Genomic DNA, 16,503 nt, shown 5'->3' on the forward strand with positions numbered 1-16,503 from the left:
AAAGAGGAATTAATTTTCTTTATCAATTGATAATGTATTTCACCCCTATTTTTATTGACTTATAATGGATTGTACGTTATTATTATTTTATAATCTTTTATCAAGTGATAATAAATAATTTTAGGAGGAACTGTAGAAATGAATGAGAAAACTAAGGTCGCAAGGCTTTCTATATTATCAAACTCAGGCCTTATCATAATGAAATTATTTGTTGGAGTTTTTACTGGATCGGTAAGTATAGTATCTGAAGCCATCCATTCTACAATGGATTTAGTTGCAGCTATTGTAGCTTATTTTTCTGTAAAAATTTCAAATAGACCTGCAGATGAAGACCATCCATATGGTCACGGTAAAGTTGAAAATATTTCTGGAGTAATAGAAGCCCTTCTTATCTTTGCAGCCTCTGTTTGGATAATAGTGGAGGCGATAAAAAAGCTTCTTCATCCTGAGACAGTTGAATCCATAGGTATTGGATTTATTGTTATGTTTATTTCCGCTGCAATAAATTACTTTGTATCAAACAAGTTATACAAAGTAGCTAAGCAGGAGGATTCTATAGCCTTAGAAGCTGACGCTTTGCATCTAAAAGCAGACGTCTATACCTCTCTCGGCGTAGGTGTAGGACTATTATTAATCTGGATTACAAAATTACATTTTTTAGATCCTGTAGTTGCAATTATAGTTGCGATATTTATTCTAAAGGAATCTTTTGAGCTATTAAAAACCGCATTTAACCCTTTACTTGATGTAAAATTATCTGATAGAGAAATTAATATTATCGAATCTACTATAAGTAAGTTTAAATCTGTTTACTGCGATTTCCACGATTTGAGAACAAGAAAATCTGGAAACGTAAAATATATAGATTTGCATCTTGTTTTTCCTGAAAACATGTCAATAAAGGCTGCTCATGATATATGTGATGAAATAGAAGATGAACTTGAAGCATCACTTAGAAATACAGAGGTTTTAATACATTTAGAATCCTGTACACATCAATGCCTTATTTGTGAACACAAAGAAGATAACCATATAAAACAAAAATCACAGGAATAAACTTATTTATCCTGTGATTTTCTCTTTAATTATTCACTTAATGAATTTAACGCTCTTAGCAGATTATCAAGTTCTAGTCCATGCACTTGAGCAGCCTGCTCTAAAGTTTCAGCTTGAGCTGAAGGACATCCAACACAGCCCATACCAAAGCTCATTAAAACTTCAGCATTTCTAGGATTTAATCTTATAACTTCTCCTATTGTCATATCCTTTGTTACTTTTTCCATAAGTAAATACCTTCCTTTTCACTTTTCTCATACTAGAAGTTAGTATGTACCTTTATTATAAATTTATTATATTTTTATTTTAACTTAAATGCAAGAATGAACTTTTTTGTTAAATAGTAACCTTAATGATACTTACATACCTGAAGTTCTATTTATTTATCATCTTGAATTCACTATTGGTTAATTTAAAATTATTTTTTAGCCCCTCTGTTACATAGACTCCCTTGTCTTTTGTTATAAATATTGCCTCTACCCCAGGTAAAGAATTCTTTACATACTCAGGCCCTTTTTCTAGTCCCTGATAAAAAATATACTTAGTCATAGCATCTGCATCAAAAGATACATCTGTAAAAACTGTTACACTAGCTAAGGAATTTTCCATAGGGTATCCTGTAAATGGATTTAATATATGGTGGTATTTCTTTCCATTTTTCTCAATATACCTTTCATATATACCTGAGGTAACTACAGTCTTATCAGTAGCCCTTAGCACACCTATCTCTTTTCCTCTCGTGTCAAAAGGATTTTGTACTCCTATTCCCCATGGTCGACCATCTGGATTGTTGCCAATAACTAATACATTACCTCCCAAGTTTATAATCGCATGTTTTACTCCATTTTGCTTTAATACCTTTGCCGCTTCATCTGCTGCAAATCCTTTCCCTATTCCACCTGCATCAATGGACATTCCAGGTCTCTTAAGCATTACTTTTTTATTTGCTTCATCTAGTACTAAGTCTTTATATCCAACTAAAGCTTTTGCTGCATCTATTTCTGCTTGTGTTGGAACTTTAGCATTATCTGTTCCTATCCCCCAAAGCTTAACTAGCGGGCCTATTGTTATATCAAAGGCTCCTTTAGACTGCTCAGAATAGTATAATCCCTTTTTTATAACTGCAAAGGTATCATCGGATACTTTTACAAAATTCTTCCCTGCGGCATTTGCTACTGCATCAAATTCAGTTCCTTCTTTATTTATACTCATTTCATTTTCTATCTGCTTAATTCTTTGAAAAGCTTTATCAATTGCTTCATTTTTATTACCATCATAAACTTTTATTGTACATATGGTACCAAGCATAAATTCTGTTTTTTCAGCTGGTTCAACATTTTGTGAGCTACACCCTCCTAAAAATAAGGACATAACCATAAGGCCAACTAATAATATAGAAAGTTTTCTTCTACTAAGGTATTTCATTGTCTATCACCTTCTTTTCTATTTATAATACTTACTTTAATCTTGGCATAGAGAAATTAACTTTCGACCAAGTAACCCTATAAATTATTTTAATTTCAAAGGAATTCCACATGAAACTAAATATGCTTCATCGCTTAATCTTGCTATAAACTGATTTATATGTCCTAGTATATCACTAAAAATTCTTCCTAGCCTATGCTCTGATACTAATCCCCATCCTACTTCATTTGTAACAATAACTAAATTTTTATTACTTTCTTTAGCCGCTGCTATCATATTCTCTATTTCATTCTTTATACTAAAACTTAGTTTTTCTATATCTTCTTGATTCATGCTTTCAAAATCATAATTTTTATCGAACATTAAATTTGTTACCATAGTTCCTATACATTCTAACATCACATACTTATTCTTATCCTCTTTTAATATCTTATCCAAGCCTTTGTATCCTTCATAAGTTTCCCATTTTGAATTTCTTTGCTTCTTATGTTTTTCAACCCTTTTTTCCATTTCCTTATCTGTTACTATTGCAGTAGCAATGTATAACACATTATCCTTATCTTCTAGTAATTTTTCTGCAAAAGTACTTTTGCCACTTCTGCTGCCTCCAGTAACTAAAGTTATTTTTGACATATAATCCGCTCCTAACATCACTATTTCACCTTATATTTTTAATATAACAGATATCAAAATTAATGTTAATATTTCCACCAACTCATTATTTGCTCCAAGGGTATCACCTGTCAGTCCCCCAATTCTTTTTTCACAGAATAAGTTGAATATAAAGGACAAAATTAACGCAGCAATTAATAAGATAACTATGTATCGTGGTGTCATCAATAATGATAAAACTCCTAATGTAATCACTAATCCTATAGCAAATTGGACTATCCCAACATTACCAATAAAAAAGTTTCCTGTACCAGTACTTTTCGCAGTTTTTCCTTTAAACCCTAAAAACAACACGGAACACCTTGATATCATAGGGGCTGCAATAATTGCTACTGAAAATTTTGGAACTATAAAAGAAAAAAGAGTATATTTGAGTAGCAAGTCCATAACCATAGCAATACAAGCATAAGTTCCTATTCTACTGTCTTTCATTATTTCTATTATTCTATCGCTGCCCTTAAAAGCGAAAAATCCATCACAGGTGTCTCCCAGTCCATCTATATGTATTGCGCCAGTTACTATAACACCAACTATTAAAATTATAATTATCACTGCATCTATAGGAATAATATTTACGAGTAGCTTGTACACTCCCCACTGAATTCCACCTACTACTAAACCGATTACCGGAAAAAATATTGATGCTCTTCTAAAGTTATCCTTTTCACAAGGTAAACTTACATTTACCGGAATCCTAGTTAAAAATTGAATCATCAACAAAAAATTGCATACAATTTCTTTCATAATTATAGTGCCTTCCTTTCATATTTAACTATAGAGAAACCAACTAGAAAGTTAACTTTCGGGCTTTAAATCCTACACGTGAGTTATACTATCTATGTACAGATTACCATATTCGTATTTTATGATGCTTATATCTCCGTTACTTGACCCAAAGCTCCAAAAATAATCTATATTTCCCCCTAGTATATAGCAATACACTGATCTTATTACTCCTCCGTGAGCAACAATAAGTATATTATCTTTCTCTAATTTTAAGATATCGTTCATAAAACTTTTAACTCTTTCATAGACTTGTACACAGCTTTCTCCTCCAGGTGGAGAGGTATTTTTCCAATCTTCACACCATGCCTTCCATTCCTTTGGATAAAGCTGCTTTAATTCTTCATAGCCTTTACCTTCGAATTCGCCAAAGTCTCTTTCATTTATTCTCATATCAGTTATTAATTTATACTGTTTATTTTTTAATAGAATTTCAGCTGTATTTACTGATCTTTTCTTCTCACTTACATATACTTTGTTAAAGCTTACATCCTTTAATAATTCCCTTGCTCTTTCTGCTTGTAAAATACCTTCTTTAGTAAGCTCTACATCCAAACTGCCATAGTAACATTTACTTTTATTTTTTTCAGTTTCACCATGTCTTACAAAGTATAAATTCATATAAATCACCTCAGTCCTGCCTATTTAATTATATAAAAAATATTATAAATATACAAACTTAATAAAGGCTGCCAACAACATTGCTGGCAACCTTTACTTTATCATTAAATACCTAATCTGGTAATGTAGAACCTCCGAAAGGCATCAATATTACTTTAGCATTCTCACCTTTTTCATTAAAAGCCGCATCTACAGCACTTTGAGCATCTGAAAAAGGCTCCATAAATATACTTCTTACAAAATTCGGGTCCAACTCAGAAACTAAGAATATCTTAGCTTTCTTTAAAATCATAGCTATTGCTGCTGCTTTATGGCCTCCAAGTTGAAAGTTTCTTTTAATTTCTTCAATCATATCTTCAGATTTTTCAAAATTCAGCATCCACTGCTCAAACACTTTCTCTCCTAGCCCTTCTTTACAAGAGGCTACCAATATTATTATTCCTCCATCTTTTACTGCATGTTTTGAATTATCTAATGCTTTTTGCGCTTGATATAAGTTTAAGTCCTTAGGATATCCTCCCGGAGTAGTGATAACTATGTCAGCCTTCTCTTTTATATTTATCTTATAAAAGCTGTCTAAAAATCTGCATCCTTCTCTATGAGCATCTATATAATGGCCTGCTACTGCTTTAATTATTTTCTTGCTGCTGTCTAAAACTACATTTACTATAAAATCTATAGGAACAAATTTTTCCACAGCATCTATATCAATTCTTACTGGGTTAGTCTTTATATTTCCTGTTCTTGCCTCTTCTTCTACCATTCTGCTGTGGTTTGCTTGAATTGCAGCTCTTGTAGAAACTCCAGGCATTATTGCCTTAGCCCCTCCACTATAGCCTGCAAAATAATGATATTCAATGTTTCCAAGACATATCCTTCTATCAGCCTTTGCTACTTCTTTATTTATATCTACCGGTGTTCCGTTTGCCGTTATTCCTAAGTGTACATATTCTGTTGAATTACTATCTATACACTTTATTCTTTCATAAATTTCTTCCCCAACTAGATATTTTTTTTCATCTTCTGTGTGAGCTCTATGGCTTCCAAGAGCAAATACTATTGTAATATTTTCATCCTTTATTCCTGCACTGTTAAGTTCCTCTATAACTACAGGAAGTACTATTTTACTTGGCATAGGTCTTGTTATATCACTAGTTACTATTACAACATTTTCTCCAGCTTTAACAATATCTTTTAACTTTCTAGAACTTATGGGATTGTCCATTGCTCTTTTAACTTCTTCTACTCCAGTTAAATCAAGCTCAATCTCATTTGGAAGTAATATATTAGATACATTTTTTTCATCTATACTAAATTTCAATTTACCTTTTCCAAAGCCAAAGCTATATTCCATAAATAACTCTCCTCAACAATTAATTTAATACAAATTTTATAAAATTTTACATTTAACTTGTCATAAGGTTTAAAAATAAACAGTAGAGGCAGGCTCAAGGCTATTGAGTCTAAATCTACTGTTATTTATACGATTATATTATTTACTCTTCAATTCTCACTGGTCTTCCTTCTTCATAGGATTTCTTTGCAGCAATCGCTATAATTACTGGCTTTAATCCATCAATGCCTTCAACTGGTGTTGGAGTATCATTTTTTATTGCATCAAAGAACTGTTTTAACTCCTCAACAAATGAATCCTTGTATCTTTCAAGGAAGAAGTATTTAGGCTTATCACTAAATACGCCTTCTGCTGTACTGAGTACTGCTGAAGTTGGAGCATCGTTGCTGACAGTTACGCCTCCCTTTGATCCAAACACTTCTACTCTTTGGTCATATCCGTATGCAGCTCTTCTGCTGTTATCAATAATACCTATGGCACCATTTTTAAACTTTAGTGTAATCAAAGCTGTATCTACATCTCCTGCTTCTCCGATTGCAGGATCTACAAGCACTGCAGCATTAGTATATACCTCTGTTACTTCACTTCCTGATAAATATCTAACCATATCGAAATCGTGAATAGTCATATCTAAGAACATTCCTCCAGATACTCTAGCGTATTCAGCTGAAGGCGGTTCTGGATCTCTTGAAGTAACCTTAATTATATGTGGATCACCAATTTTCCCTTCTTTAACATATTCACGAACTTTGCTAAAGTTATGATCAAAACGTCTATTAAAACCAACTTGATACTTAACTCCTGCCTTTTTAACAGCATCTAGTGCTGCAGCTATTCTATCAAGATCATAGTCTATAGGTTTTTCACAGAAAATATGTTTTCCAGCATTAGCAGCCTCTACTGATATAGGTGAATGTGTATTTGTGGATGAGCATATTAAGACAGTGTTTATTTCTGAATCATTTAATATATCATGATAATCTGCATATACATTTTCAATCCCTAAGTTTGCAGCCCAATCTTTTATATTGTCAGCATATACATCTGCAATAGCCTTAACTTTAACATCTACGAAATTATTAATTACATTTTCCGCATGAAGTTTTCCTATTCTTCCAGCTCCAATAATACCAAGTACAATTTTCTTATTCATAACCAATCTCTCCTATCAACATTTAGAATTTAGTATCTCTTATGTGTAAAGATTCTTTACACATAAGAGATCTGCTTGGGATATTTTTATCTAAATACTATAGACCTGTCTTTTCTGTTATAAACTTTCTTGCTTTTATAGCATATTCTAATGGGTTAGCTTTAGCAGGATCTTGTTCTGCTTCAACAACAAACCAACCTTCATAATTATTTTCATCTAAAATCTTAAATAGTGGGCCATAGTCTATCATTCCATCTCCTGGAACTGTGAATACTCCAGCTTTAACTGCATTTAAAAAGCTCATTTCTTCGCTTTTTACTGTAGCTAAAACTTCTTTTCTTATATCTTTTAAATGTACGTGTTTGATTCTGTTTATATATTTCTTTAGAACTACCTCTGGATTTACATTCGAGAAAGTAAGATGACCTGTATCGAAAAGTAAATATACTAAATTAGGATCTGTTATTTCCATTAGTTTATCTATTTCTTCTAAAGTTTGTACACCTGTACCCATATGGTGGTGATAAACTATCTTCATACCTTTTTGTGCTGCAAGTTTGCCTAGCTCTTCTAATCCTTTTGCAAGCTTGTTCCACTCTTCTTCTGTAAAGTGAGGCTTCTTGCTTAAAACTGGAGTGTCCATCATGCCTTGAATACTGTGCCCTTGCTCCGATACAACTATTACTTTTGCACCCATAGCATTAAGGAAATCTCTATGTTTTATAAATTCAATTACAGTATCTTCTAGTGGTTTTGTAGTTAAGAATGAACTAAACCAGGCACTAGCTATATTTATTCCTCTTAAGTTTAAAGCCTTCTTTAATACTTCTGTATCTTTTGGATATTTGTTACCTACTTCACTTCCTGTAAAGCCAGCTAAAGCCATTTCACTAACACATTGCTCAAAAGTATTTTCTCCTCCAAGCTCAGGCATATCATCATTTGTCCATGCTATAGGAGCTATTCCCAATTTTACTTTATTTTTATCTAACATATCTTATCCCATCCTTGCCTTATTTTTAGTACTTTCTTGCATCCTTTATGTGATCCACAAGATCTTTATAAGCTTCTTTAACACTTTCTTTCTCTGAAACTTCTGCTGTTCCAACTCTCCACCATGATTCATAACCATTTGTCATAGTCTTAGGAAGAACCTTAATATCAATTAATGTTGAAACAGTTTGTTTCTTTGAATCCTCTATAGCTTTTCTTAATTCTTCCTCGTTTTTAACAGTGTAGGTTTTACATCCATAGCTTTCTGCGTTCTTAGCAAAGTCTATTGGAACTAGTTGTCCATCTAGCTTTCCAGTTGCAGGGTTCCTAAACCTAAATTCAGTGCCAAAGCTTCCCATACCGTTTCCCATCTGAAGATTGTTTATACAGCCAAAGGACATATTATCAAATAGGAGTATATTGATTTTCTTTCTTTCTTGAATAGATGTAGGAAGCTCTGAGTGAAGCATCATATAAGATCCATCCCCTACCATGGCATATACCTCACCTTCAGGCTGAGCAATCTTTACTCCAAGAGAAGCATTTACTTCATATCCCATACAGGAATATCCGTATTCCATATGATATGTGTTAGCTCTCTTTGGACACCACACTCTCTGTAAATCCCCAGGTAAACTTCCTGATGATCCTACCACTATTGCATCCTCATCAAGCATTTCATCAAGCATACCCAAAACTCTTGTCTGTGTTAGGAAGGAACCTGTTTGATTGTTAAACTCCTCTATTACATGATCTAAGTGTCCTGCAATCTCTGGTTTAAATGAATCTTTTTCATATTTTATATTAAACAGACGGCTAAGCTCCTCTGCCCACTTATTCTTTGCATCTTTTATTTCATTTGAATATCCTGATTTATATCCTACCTTGTCTAGCTCTTCTGTAAGAGTTTCTAAAGCACTCTTTGCATCTGCTACCACTCTTACAGCATCCATTTTGTAGGCGTCAAACTCAGCAACATTTATGTTTACAAATTCTACATCAGGATTTTGGAAGATCCACTTTGAGGATGTAGTGAAATCCGTATATCTTGTTCCTATACCTATAACCAAATCTGCTTCCTTTGCTATTATGTTAGCTGAAAGATTTCCTGTTACACCAATGCCTCCAAGGTTAAGCTCATGATTCCATGGGATTGCACTCTTTCCTGCTTGTGTTTCAGCAAAAGGAATATTATACTTTTCGGCAAATAACTTAAGTGTTTCAGCAGCTTCGGAATATCTAACACCGCCTCCACATATTATTAAAGGTTTCTTTTTAGACTTAATAATGTCTAAAGCATCCTTTATCATTTCCTTAGTTGCAGGTCTTCTTTCTATTCTATGGACTCTCTTTTTAAAAAAATCAGTTGGATAATCATATGCTTCACCTTCAACATCTTGAGGTAATGCAATTGTAACAGCTCCAGTATCAGCTGGATTTGTAAGTACTCTCATGGCATTTATCATGGCAGACATGAGCTGCTCTGGACGACTTATACGGTCCCAGTACTTACTTACAGCCTTGAAAGCATCGTTGGTTGTAATATTAAAATCATGGTAATGCTCAACCTGCTGTAATACAGGGTCAGGCTGACGTACAGCATAGGTATCACCAGGTAAGAAAAGCACTGGTATACGATTTGCACTTGCAGTTCCTGCTGCTGTAACCATATTTGCTGCACCAGGACCAACAGATGATGTACAAGCATAAATCTGCTTTCTATGATTTTGCTTTGCAAAGCCTATCGCAGCATGAGCCATTCCTTGTTCATTTCTTCCTTGATGCACTATCAATTCACCGGGATCTTGTTCTAAAGCCTGTCCTAAGCCAAGAACATTACCGTGTCCAAAAATAGTAAATACACCTTTCACAAATTTAATTTCTTTTCCATCAAACTCTACATATTGGTTATCTAAAAACTTAACAAGGGCCTGTGCCATTGTAAGCCTAATAGTTTTCATATTTTCACCTCAAAACAAATAAATTTTTACCTATTTTAGGACATCCGCCGCATAAGAATGAATCAGTAAAGAGGAACGGCGGATGTATATAATTTAATAAGGGGCAATTTTATTAGTTTTTAAACATTGGGTTAATTCAAGTACTAATGAAGTAAATCTTTAAATTTCATCTGAAGTTTTAATTTATTTGTCAGGCCAAATTTTAGCATCCTTTTCTGTAACCCATAAATGTTCAGGCACAAAAATTGGAGTTATATATGGATTTCCATCTAAATGTCTTATTACCCAAATATAATACATAGCATATCCTGGGGCTGTAGTTTGTGGATGTGTAGCATTGTCTAGTATTTTTACAGTATCATTATTCTTTAACTTAACTACATCCTCTCCTAACTCTGAAAATCCATATCCTTGTTCAGGGTTAAACTTATAAAAGTATATTTCTGGTTGTGGATGATAATGTGGTGGATAACTTGACCATTTTCCCGGGTAATCTACAACTTCTCCAACGACTAAGTTTGAATGTTTGGCATTTGAATAATCAAATACAGTTCTTACAATTCTTGTGGAGGCTTCGTTCATTGTTCCAGCACCACGATTTTCACTTCTGCATTCTTTATTTATATACAGCTTTGATTCAAATATAGTGTCATTAGTTGTTTTAGTAACACATATTTCTGTGTCTTCAGAAATTCCTGTGATTTTTACCTCAATATTCTTTGGTACATGAAGTACCCATGGGTCTTCATCGAAGCAAGAATTTCTTAAAGCATTTTCTTTTTTACCCTCATATTCAAAAGTAACTTCACCTTTAATTAAAAGAAATGCTCGTTCTTTTTCATCCTTATCTATTTCAACCTGATTCTTAGCAAGCCTCAATATGCCAAAATCCATCATGGTGTTATGTTCTTGTTCATCAATAGTAGTTATCGAGTTATAACCATATTTAAAAGGTTCATTCTGTTTAATCCTAAGCATAATTTGTCACCTCTTTATAATATTTAAGCCATTCTAAATCTTAGAATAAACTTATAAATTTTTATTCCATCTGCTCTGAATTATTTAATCTTTCTTTCTAAAACCTTCTTAACTTTTGACATAATATCCTTGTAAGTAAGGTTATACTGCTCCTTTAAGTAATCTACAGGTCCAACTTGACCAAATCTATCTTCAACTCCAACCCTTTCAAGTGGTACAAGTTCATTCTCTGTAATTACTTCCGCCACTGCAGAGCCTAATCCATTTAATATACTGTGGTTTTCAGTCGTTACAATAGCACCTGTTTCTTTTGCACATTTCAATATAGCTTCTTTATCAATTGGTTTTAAAGTGAACATATTTTCAACTCTTACAGATATGCCCTCTTTATCCAATGCATCAGCAGCTTTTAATGCTTCTGATACCATTATCCCTGTAGCGAATATTGTTACATCCTTACCATCTCTAAGTGTTATAGACTTTCCTATTTCAAAGGTTGAGCCCTCTTCATATATCTTCACTGCATTTTTTCTTAAAAGCCTTGTGTAGAATACACCATATTTGTCAGCAATCTGCTCTATTATATTTTCAAGCATTACACTATCAACTGGTTCTAGTATTGTTATGTTTGGGACATTTCGGAGTATTCCCATATCCTCAAAAGGCATGTGTGTTCCTCCATTAAAGGCTGCAGTTACTCCCGGGTCACTACCTGTAATTTTTACATTAAGCTTTGCATATCCACAGGATAAGAAAATTTGATCAAAGCATCTTCTTGTAGCAAAAGGTCCAAAGCTATGAGCGAAAGGTATTAGTCCTACTGCTGACATACCTGCTGCAACACCAATCATGTTTGCTTCTTGTATTCCTACATTAAAAGTTCTATCTGGATACGCCTTCTTGAATGGCATCATTCCCATTGAACTCATTAGGTCTGCATCAAGAGCTACTATATTTTCATTTTTATCTGCTAGTCTCATAAGTGTTTTAGCATACATATCTCTCATTGCTATTTCTTCATTTACTCTTTTTTCTGCTAATTTAATACTCATTATTTCATCACCTCTTGTAGCTTATTCTCTAATGCCTTAACTGCATCTTCCATTTGCTCTTTGCTTACAGTTATATGGTGATTACTTAAAATACCTTCTGCAAAACTACATCCCTTTCCCTTAACAGTATTCAAAACTATTACTGAAGGTCTGCTTCCATTTTCTTTAGCATTTTCTATAGCATGGCATATTTCCTCAACATTATGTCCATCAATGCTTTGAGCATACCATCCAAAACTCTCAAATTTAGCTTTAATATCTCCAAGATCATTTATATCCTTAGTATATCCGTCTAACTGCTGCTTATTGTAATCCACAAAAGCAATAAGATGATCTACTTTTTGCTGGGCTGCACACATTACAGCTTCCCATACCTGCCCTTCCTGTATTTCTCCATCTCCAAGTATTAAATAAGTATAGTTATCTTTCCCTTTTAATCGATTCCCCAGAGCTACTCCTAGTGCAGTAGAAGATCCTTGACCAAGAGATCCCGTAGTCATATCAATACCTGTCGTTAGGTTTCTATCACAATGGCTTGGGAAATGAGTTCCTGGCGTATTTAGTGTAAGAAGGTCTTCCTTAGGAAAGTACCCTTTCAGCGCAAGGGCTGAGTATATTGCAGGCCCTGCATGTCCCTTTGAACATACCAACCAATCTCTGTCTTCCCACTTTGGATTCTGAGGATCTATATTCATTGCTTCACCATAAAGTACTGCTATAGTATCAGCAACGGACATTGCTCCTCCCATATGTCCAAAGCCTAGAGTACCTATAGCTCTTACAGTTTCTATTCTTATATTTACTGCAAAAGTTTCTAACTCTCTTATTTTGTCATAACTAAGCATCCTGCACCTCCAATTTTTTATCATAAGCCTCTTTCATAGCTTCGATAAGAGGCATTTTCACGCCAGATAAGAATCTTACCATGGCTCCTCCGGCTGTACATACGTAATTTATTTTGTCTGTATCTATAAAACGTTGAGCTGCACTTACTGTATCCCCGCCGCCAATTACAGAATAACCTTTAGCCTCCGCTATAGCGTTCCATATTGCTTTAGTTCCATATTCAAATATCTTATTTTCATAAACTCCAGCGGGACCATTTACAAAAATTGTACCTGCTTTTGTTAGCTCCTCCTCAAACATTTCTATAGTTTCACGACCTATATCCATACACATGTGGCTTATAGGAAGTTCTTCTATAGAAACTTCTTTTCTAGCGCCATCTTGCTCATATGCTAAGTCCACTGGATATATTATCTTTTCACCGTATTTTTCAAGATATTCTTTAGCCGGTTCTATAAACACATCGAGATTTCTATTTTTTATAAATTTCTCGTTAGCTTCTCCTAATTGGTATCCCTTTGCCATAAGCATTATATGTCCAGTTATACCACAACATAATATTCTATCTGCAGTACCATTTTCTAAGACCTGTTTCATCATTCCAAAAGCATCTGATATTTTAAGTCCACCAAGTACAAATACAGAAGGCTTATCTGGACACTCCATAACCTTAGTTAAAGCACTTAATTCCTTAAACATTAACGTACCTGCCGCACTAGGAAGAATTCCTTGAAAAGCGACCATAGACGGTGCATTTCTATGTGCTGCTGCAAAGGCATCATTCACATAGAAATCTACAATAGGTGCAAGACTTCTAACTAAGTAGGTATTTAACATTCCTTTTGCATCTAATTTTACGTCGTTTTCAAAAGTAGATACCTCTTCCGTTAAATATCTTAAGTTTCCTAAAAGAACCAATTCACCACATTTCAAACTTTTAACTGTATCCTGAGCTGCAGGGCCGCATACATCATCTATATATTTTATTTCTCTGCCAAGCTTTTGAGATAACTTTTCTGCATGCTCTTTCATAGACATTAGATTATGATAGTCTAATGTATCTCCCTGATGCGCTATTATAGCAATTTTAGCTCCTTGTCCTATCAGATAGTTCAGTGTAGGAATACTTTTATTTATTCTATTTTCACTTACTATCTTTTTAGTTTCCGGATCAATTGGAGAATTTATATCTAATCTCAATAATACTGTCTTATCTTTATAATCAAACTCTTCCATTGACCTTATTTTAGTTCCAACTATTCCATCCATTTTCCCATCCCCAAATATTTATTTGTTTCTGCAACTCCTTCGAGCCTATCTGTTTGCATTTCCATAGCAGCTCTTATAGCATCTATATTTTCTGGTATAACTACTGCTTCTTGAGGAATATTTATTGCAAACATTATGTCTTTTCCTGACTTAACGATTGATTCTTCAAATACTGCTATTTCGTACATATCTCCTCTTGGATTTCCAAGATCTCTTGCATATCTAAATAATGAAGCATTTCCAAGGAATCCATCTGCAAGTCTTACAACTCTTATTCTTGGATGCTTGCTAAACATTTCTAACAATTGCTCTTTTGATATATCCTTTTTAGGTGTAGCTAAAACAGTTATAATATGTCCATGTGTTACTGGTGTATGAACAAGTATTCCTGTTGCATCTACATGAGGCATTATTGTCATTAAGTCTAATGCCTGATGGCTTGGCGCCTTATCAACCTGTAATGCATTTGTAAGACCTCTGTGATAGTCACCAGGATCAGCAACACGTCTTATTATTGTTATTGCAACTTTTTCAACACCTACTTCTCTATCTATACAATCTACTGCTCTGATAAGTCCTGTAGTGTTGCAGGAAGTTAACTTTAAGAATTGTTTACCTACTCCCTTCTCATAGTTTGCATAACCATGGAAGAACACATCTGCTACATTATTTTTTTCTCCACCTTGGAATATTGCTTTTTTATTGTATTTAGCATAAAGTTCTTTATTTTTAGCTCCTACTCCAGCACTAGTAGCATCAAGGATAACATCACAATTTTGCACTAATTCTTCAAGAGTGCCACTTACAGGTATTCCTAATTCATCAAATAATTTTTTATTTTCCGGTACTGCAGTATATAAAGCATATGGCATTCCTTTTTCTTTTAAAGCTCTTACTGAAAGTGTAGGTGAAACATCTGCAACCCCCACTAATTCCATATCTTTTTGAGAAGCAACTCCATCTGCAAGTCTTTGTCCAATAACGCCAAAACCTGCAACTCCAACTTTTATCATTTTTTATTCCCCCTAATTTTCAATATTTATCTTTTAATAAACCTTTAAGTTTTCGGATAATACTACTTATAATTGACCAAGTAACGCTTTAGTATGTTCTGCAACCATCTCTGGAGTAATATCATTTTTTCTAGCAACTCCAGTATCTATTGCAGCTTTTGCTACATATTCAGCAACTTTAGGTGCTATTCTCAAATCAAAGGCTTCCGGTATAACATACTCTGGTCTTAACTGATCTTCATCTACAAGTCCTGCTATAGCATAGGCTGCTGCTATCTTCATTTCATCATTAATTTCACTAGCATGAACATCTAATGCTCCTCTAAATATTCCTGGAAAAGCTAGTACATTATTAACTTGATTTGAGAAATCTGATCTACCTGTGCATACTACCTTTGCTCCAGCTTCTACAGCTAAGTGTGGAAGTATTTCTGGATTTGGATTTGCCATAGCCATAATAATTGAATCTCTGTTCATTGATTTAACCATTTCCTGTGTCACACAGTTTGCAACCGATACTCCTAAGAATACATCTGCACCTTTTAGCGAATCCGCTAAGTTTCCTGATATTAATTCTTTGTTAGTTATTTCAGCTATTTCGTCTTTGTATTTATTCATACCAGAGGTTCTTCCTTTATATATTGCTCCTTTAGTATCGCAAAGAATTACATCCTTAGTTCCCATCTTTAATAATAGTTTAGTAATAGCAATTCCTGCTGCGCCTGCACCGTTTATAACTACTTTAATATCTTCAAACTTCTTATTAGTGAGCTTCAATGCATTAATCAAGCATGCAGCTGAAACTACCGCTGTTCCATGTTGATCATCGTGAAATATTGGTATATTAGAGATTTCTTTAAGCTTTTGTTCGATTTCAAAACACTCTGGAGCTTTTATATCCTCTAGATTAATTCCTCCAAAAGTCGGTTCCATAAGTTTAACTGTTTCAACAATCTTATTTACATCCTTAGTTTCTAAGCATATTGGGAAAGCATCTACTCCACCAAAGGCTTTAAATAATACCGCTTTACCTTCCATAACAGGAAGACCTGCTCCTGCCCCTATATCTCCAAGCCCCAATACTGCTGTACCATTTGTTACTACAGCAACCCAGTTTCCTCTTGATGTGTAATCATAAATTAGCTCTGAATTTTTATTAATTTCCAAACAAGGTTCTGCAACTCCTGGGGTGTATGCAAGTGTCATATCTTCTTGATTTTTAACCGGTACCTTACAATTCAAAGCTATCTTACCTTCATTATCTTTGTGAAATCTTAGTGCTCTTTCTCTTAAATCCAACATTATTTCCTCCTGCCTGTACTATAAA

16 protein-coding genes are annotated in these 16,503 nt (G+C 34.0%); 1 reads left to right on the forward strand and 15 read right to left on the reverse strand.

The window, feature by feature from the left end:
* Window positions 1-138: 138 nt before the first annotated feature.
* A complete protein-coding gene (locus ACZ5N4_RS24025; protein ID WP_464205031.1) occupies window positions 139-1,056 on the forward strand; it encodes a cation diffusion facilitator family transporter in 918 nt (305 codons plus the stop codon).
* A gap of 29 nt (window positions 1,057-1,085) precedes the next feature.
* Here the strand turns inward: ACZ5N4_RS24025 and ACZ5N4_RS24030 are convergent, their stop codons facing one another.
* From ACZ5N4_RS24030 to ACZ5N4_RS24100, 15 genes are all read right to left on the reverse strand, one after another.
* Window positions 1,086-1,283, reverse strand: coding sequence for a DUF1858 domain-containing protein (locus tag ACZ5N4_RS24030; protein ID WP_211143205.1), 198 nt, complete (start codon window positions 1,281-1,283; stop codon window positions 1,086-1,088).
* A 148-nt stretch (window positions 1,284-1,431) separates the two neighbouring features.
* The gene (locus ACZ5N4_RS24035) at window positions 1,432-2,481 is read right to left on the reverse strand and encodes an FAD:protein FMN transferase (protein WP_464205034.1); all 1,050 of its coding nucleotides are present in this window, start codon (window positions 2,479-2,481) and stop codon (window positions 1,432-1,434) included.
* An 84-nt stretch (window positions 2,482-2,565) separates the two neighbouring features.
* Window positions 2,566-3,114, reverse strand: a complete 549-nt coding sequence (gene cobU, locus ACZ5N4_RS24040; protein WP_464205036.1) for a bifunctional adenosylcobinamide kinase/adenosylcobinamide-phosphate guanylyltransferase — start codon at window positions 3,112-3,114, stop codon at window positions 2,566-2,568.
* Window positions 3,115-3,144: 30 nt separating this feature from the next.
* Window positions 3,145-3,897, reverse strand: a complete 753-nt coding sequence (gene cobS / locus ACZ5N4_RS24045) for an adenosylcobinamide-GDP ribazoletransferase (RefSeq protein ID WP_464205038.1) — start codon at window positions 3,895-3,897, stop codon at window positions 3,145-3,147.
* 72 nt (window positions 3,898-3,969) lie between these two features.
* Entirely contained in the window at window positions 3,970-4,557 is a 588-nt protein-coding gene (gene cobC, locus ACZ5N4_RS24050) for an alpha-ribazole phosphatase (protein ID WP_464205040.1), read from the reverse strand.
* A 112-nt stretch (window positions 4,558-4,669) separates the two neighbouring features.
* Window positions 4,670-5,911, reverse strand: coding sequence for a nickel-dependent malate racemase, LarAH6 family (larAH6, locus tag ACZ5N4_RS24055; protein WP_464205042.1), 1,242 nt, complete (start codon window positions 5,909-5,911; stop codon window positions 4,670-4,672).
* Between the two features lie 142 nt (window positions 5,912-6,053).
* Window positions 6,054-7,064, reverse strand: coding sequence for an inositol 2-dehydrogenase (iolG, locus tag ACZ5N4_RS24060; protein ID WP_464205044.1), 1,011 nt, complete (start codon window positions 7,062-7,064; stop codon window positions 6,054-6,056).
* A 97-nt stretch (window positions 7,065-7,161) separates the two neighbouring features.
* Window positions 7,162-8,058, reverse strand: coding sequence for a myo-inosose-2 dehydratase (gene iolE / locus ACZ5N4_RS24065; protein ID WP_464205046.1), 897 nt, complete (start codon window positions 8,056-8,058; stop codon window positions 7,162-7,164).
* Window positions 8,059-8,083: 25 nt separating this feature from the next.
* Window positions 8,084-10,018 carry a 3D-(3,5/4)-trihydroxycyclohexane-1,2-dione acylhydrolase (decyclizing) gene (gene iolD, locus ACZ5N4_RS24070; RefSeq protein WP_464205048.1) on the reverse strand — a complete coding sequence of 645 codons (1,935 nt, stop codon included), beginning with the start codon at window positions 10,016-10,018 and terminating at the stop codon, window positions 8,084-8,086.
* Between the two features lie 183 nt (window positions 10,019-10,201).
* Entirely contained in the window at window positions 10,202-10,996 is a 795-nt protein-coding gene (locus ACZ5N4_RS24075; protein WP_464205050.1) for a 5-deoxy-glucuronate isomerase, read from the reverse strand.
* Window positions 10,997-11,076: 80 nt separating this feature from the next.
* Window positions 11,077-12,048 carry a transketolase family protein gene (locus tag ACZ5N4_RS24080; protein WP_464205052.1) on the reverse strand — a complete coding sequence of 324 codons (972 nt, stop codon included), beginning with the start codon at window positions 12,046-12,048 and terminating at the stop codon, window positions 11,077-11,079.
* On the reverse strand, window positions 12,048-12,893 hold the full coding sequence (locus ACZ5N4_RS24085; protein ID WP_464205054.1) for a transketolase: 846 nt from the start codon (window positions 12,891-12,893) through the stop codon (window positions 12,048-12,050). Before ACZ5N4_RS24085 ends, ACZ5N4_RS24080 begins: the two co-directional genes overlap by 1 nt.
* Window positions 12,886-14,163: a phosphoglycerate kinase gene (locus ACZ5N4_RS24090; RefSeq protein WP_464205056.1), complete on the reverse strand. Its 1,278-nt coding sequence runs from the start codon at window positions 14,161-14,163 to the stop codon at window positions 12,886-12,888. Before ACZ5N4_RS24090 ends, ACZ5N4_RS24085 begins: the two co-directional genes overlap by 8 nt.
* Window positions 14,151-15,176: a type II glyceraldehyde-3-phosphate dehydrogenase gene (locus ACZ5N4_RS24095; protein ID WP_464205058.1), complete on the reverse strand. Its 1,026-nt coding sequence runs from the start codon at window positions 15,174-15,176 to the stop codon at window positions 14,151-14,153. Before ACZ5N4_RS24095 ends, ACZ5N4_RS24090 begins: the two co-directional genes overlap by 13 nt.
* Window positions 15,177-15,242: 66 nt before the next feature.
* Window positions 15,243-16,478, reverse strand: coding sequence for an NAD(P)-dependent malic enzyme (locus tag ACZ5N4_RS24100; RefSeq protein ID WP_464205060.1), 1,236 nt, complete (start codon window positions 16,476-16,478; stop codon window positions 15,243-15,245).
* Between the last annotated feature and the right edge of the window lie 25 nt (window positions 16,479-16,503).

The organism is Clostridium nitrophenolicum (assembly GCF_055391695.1).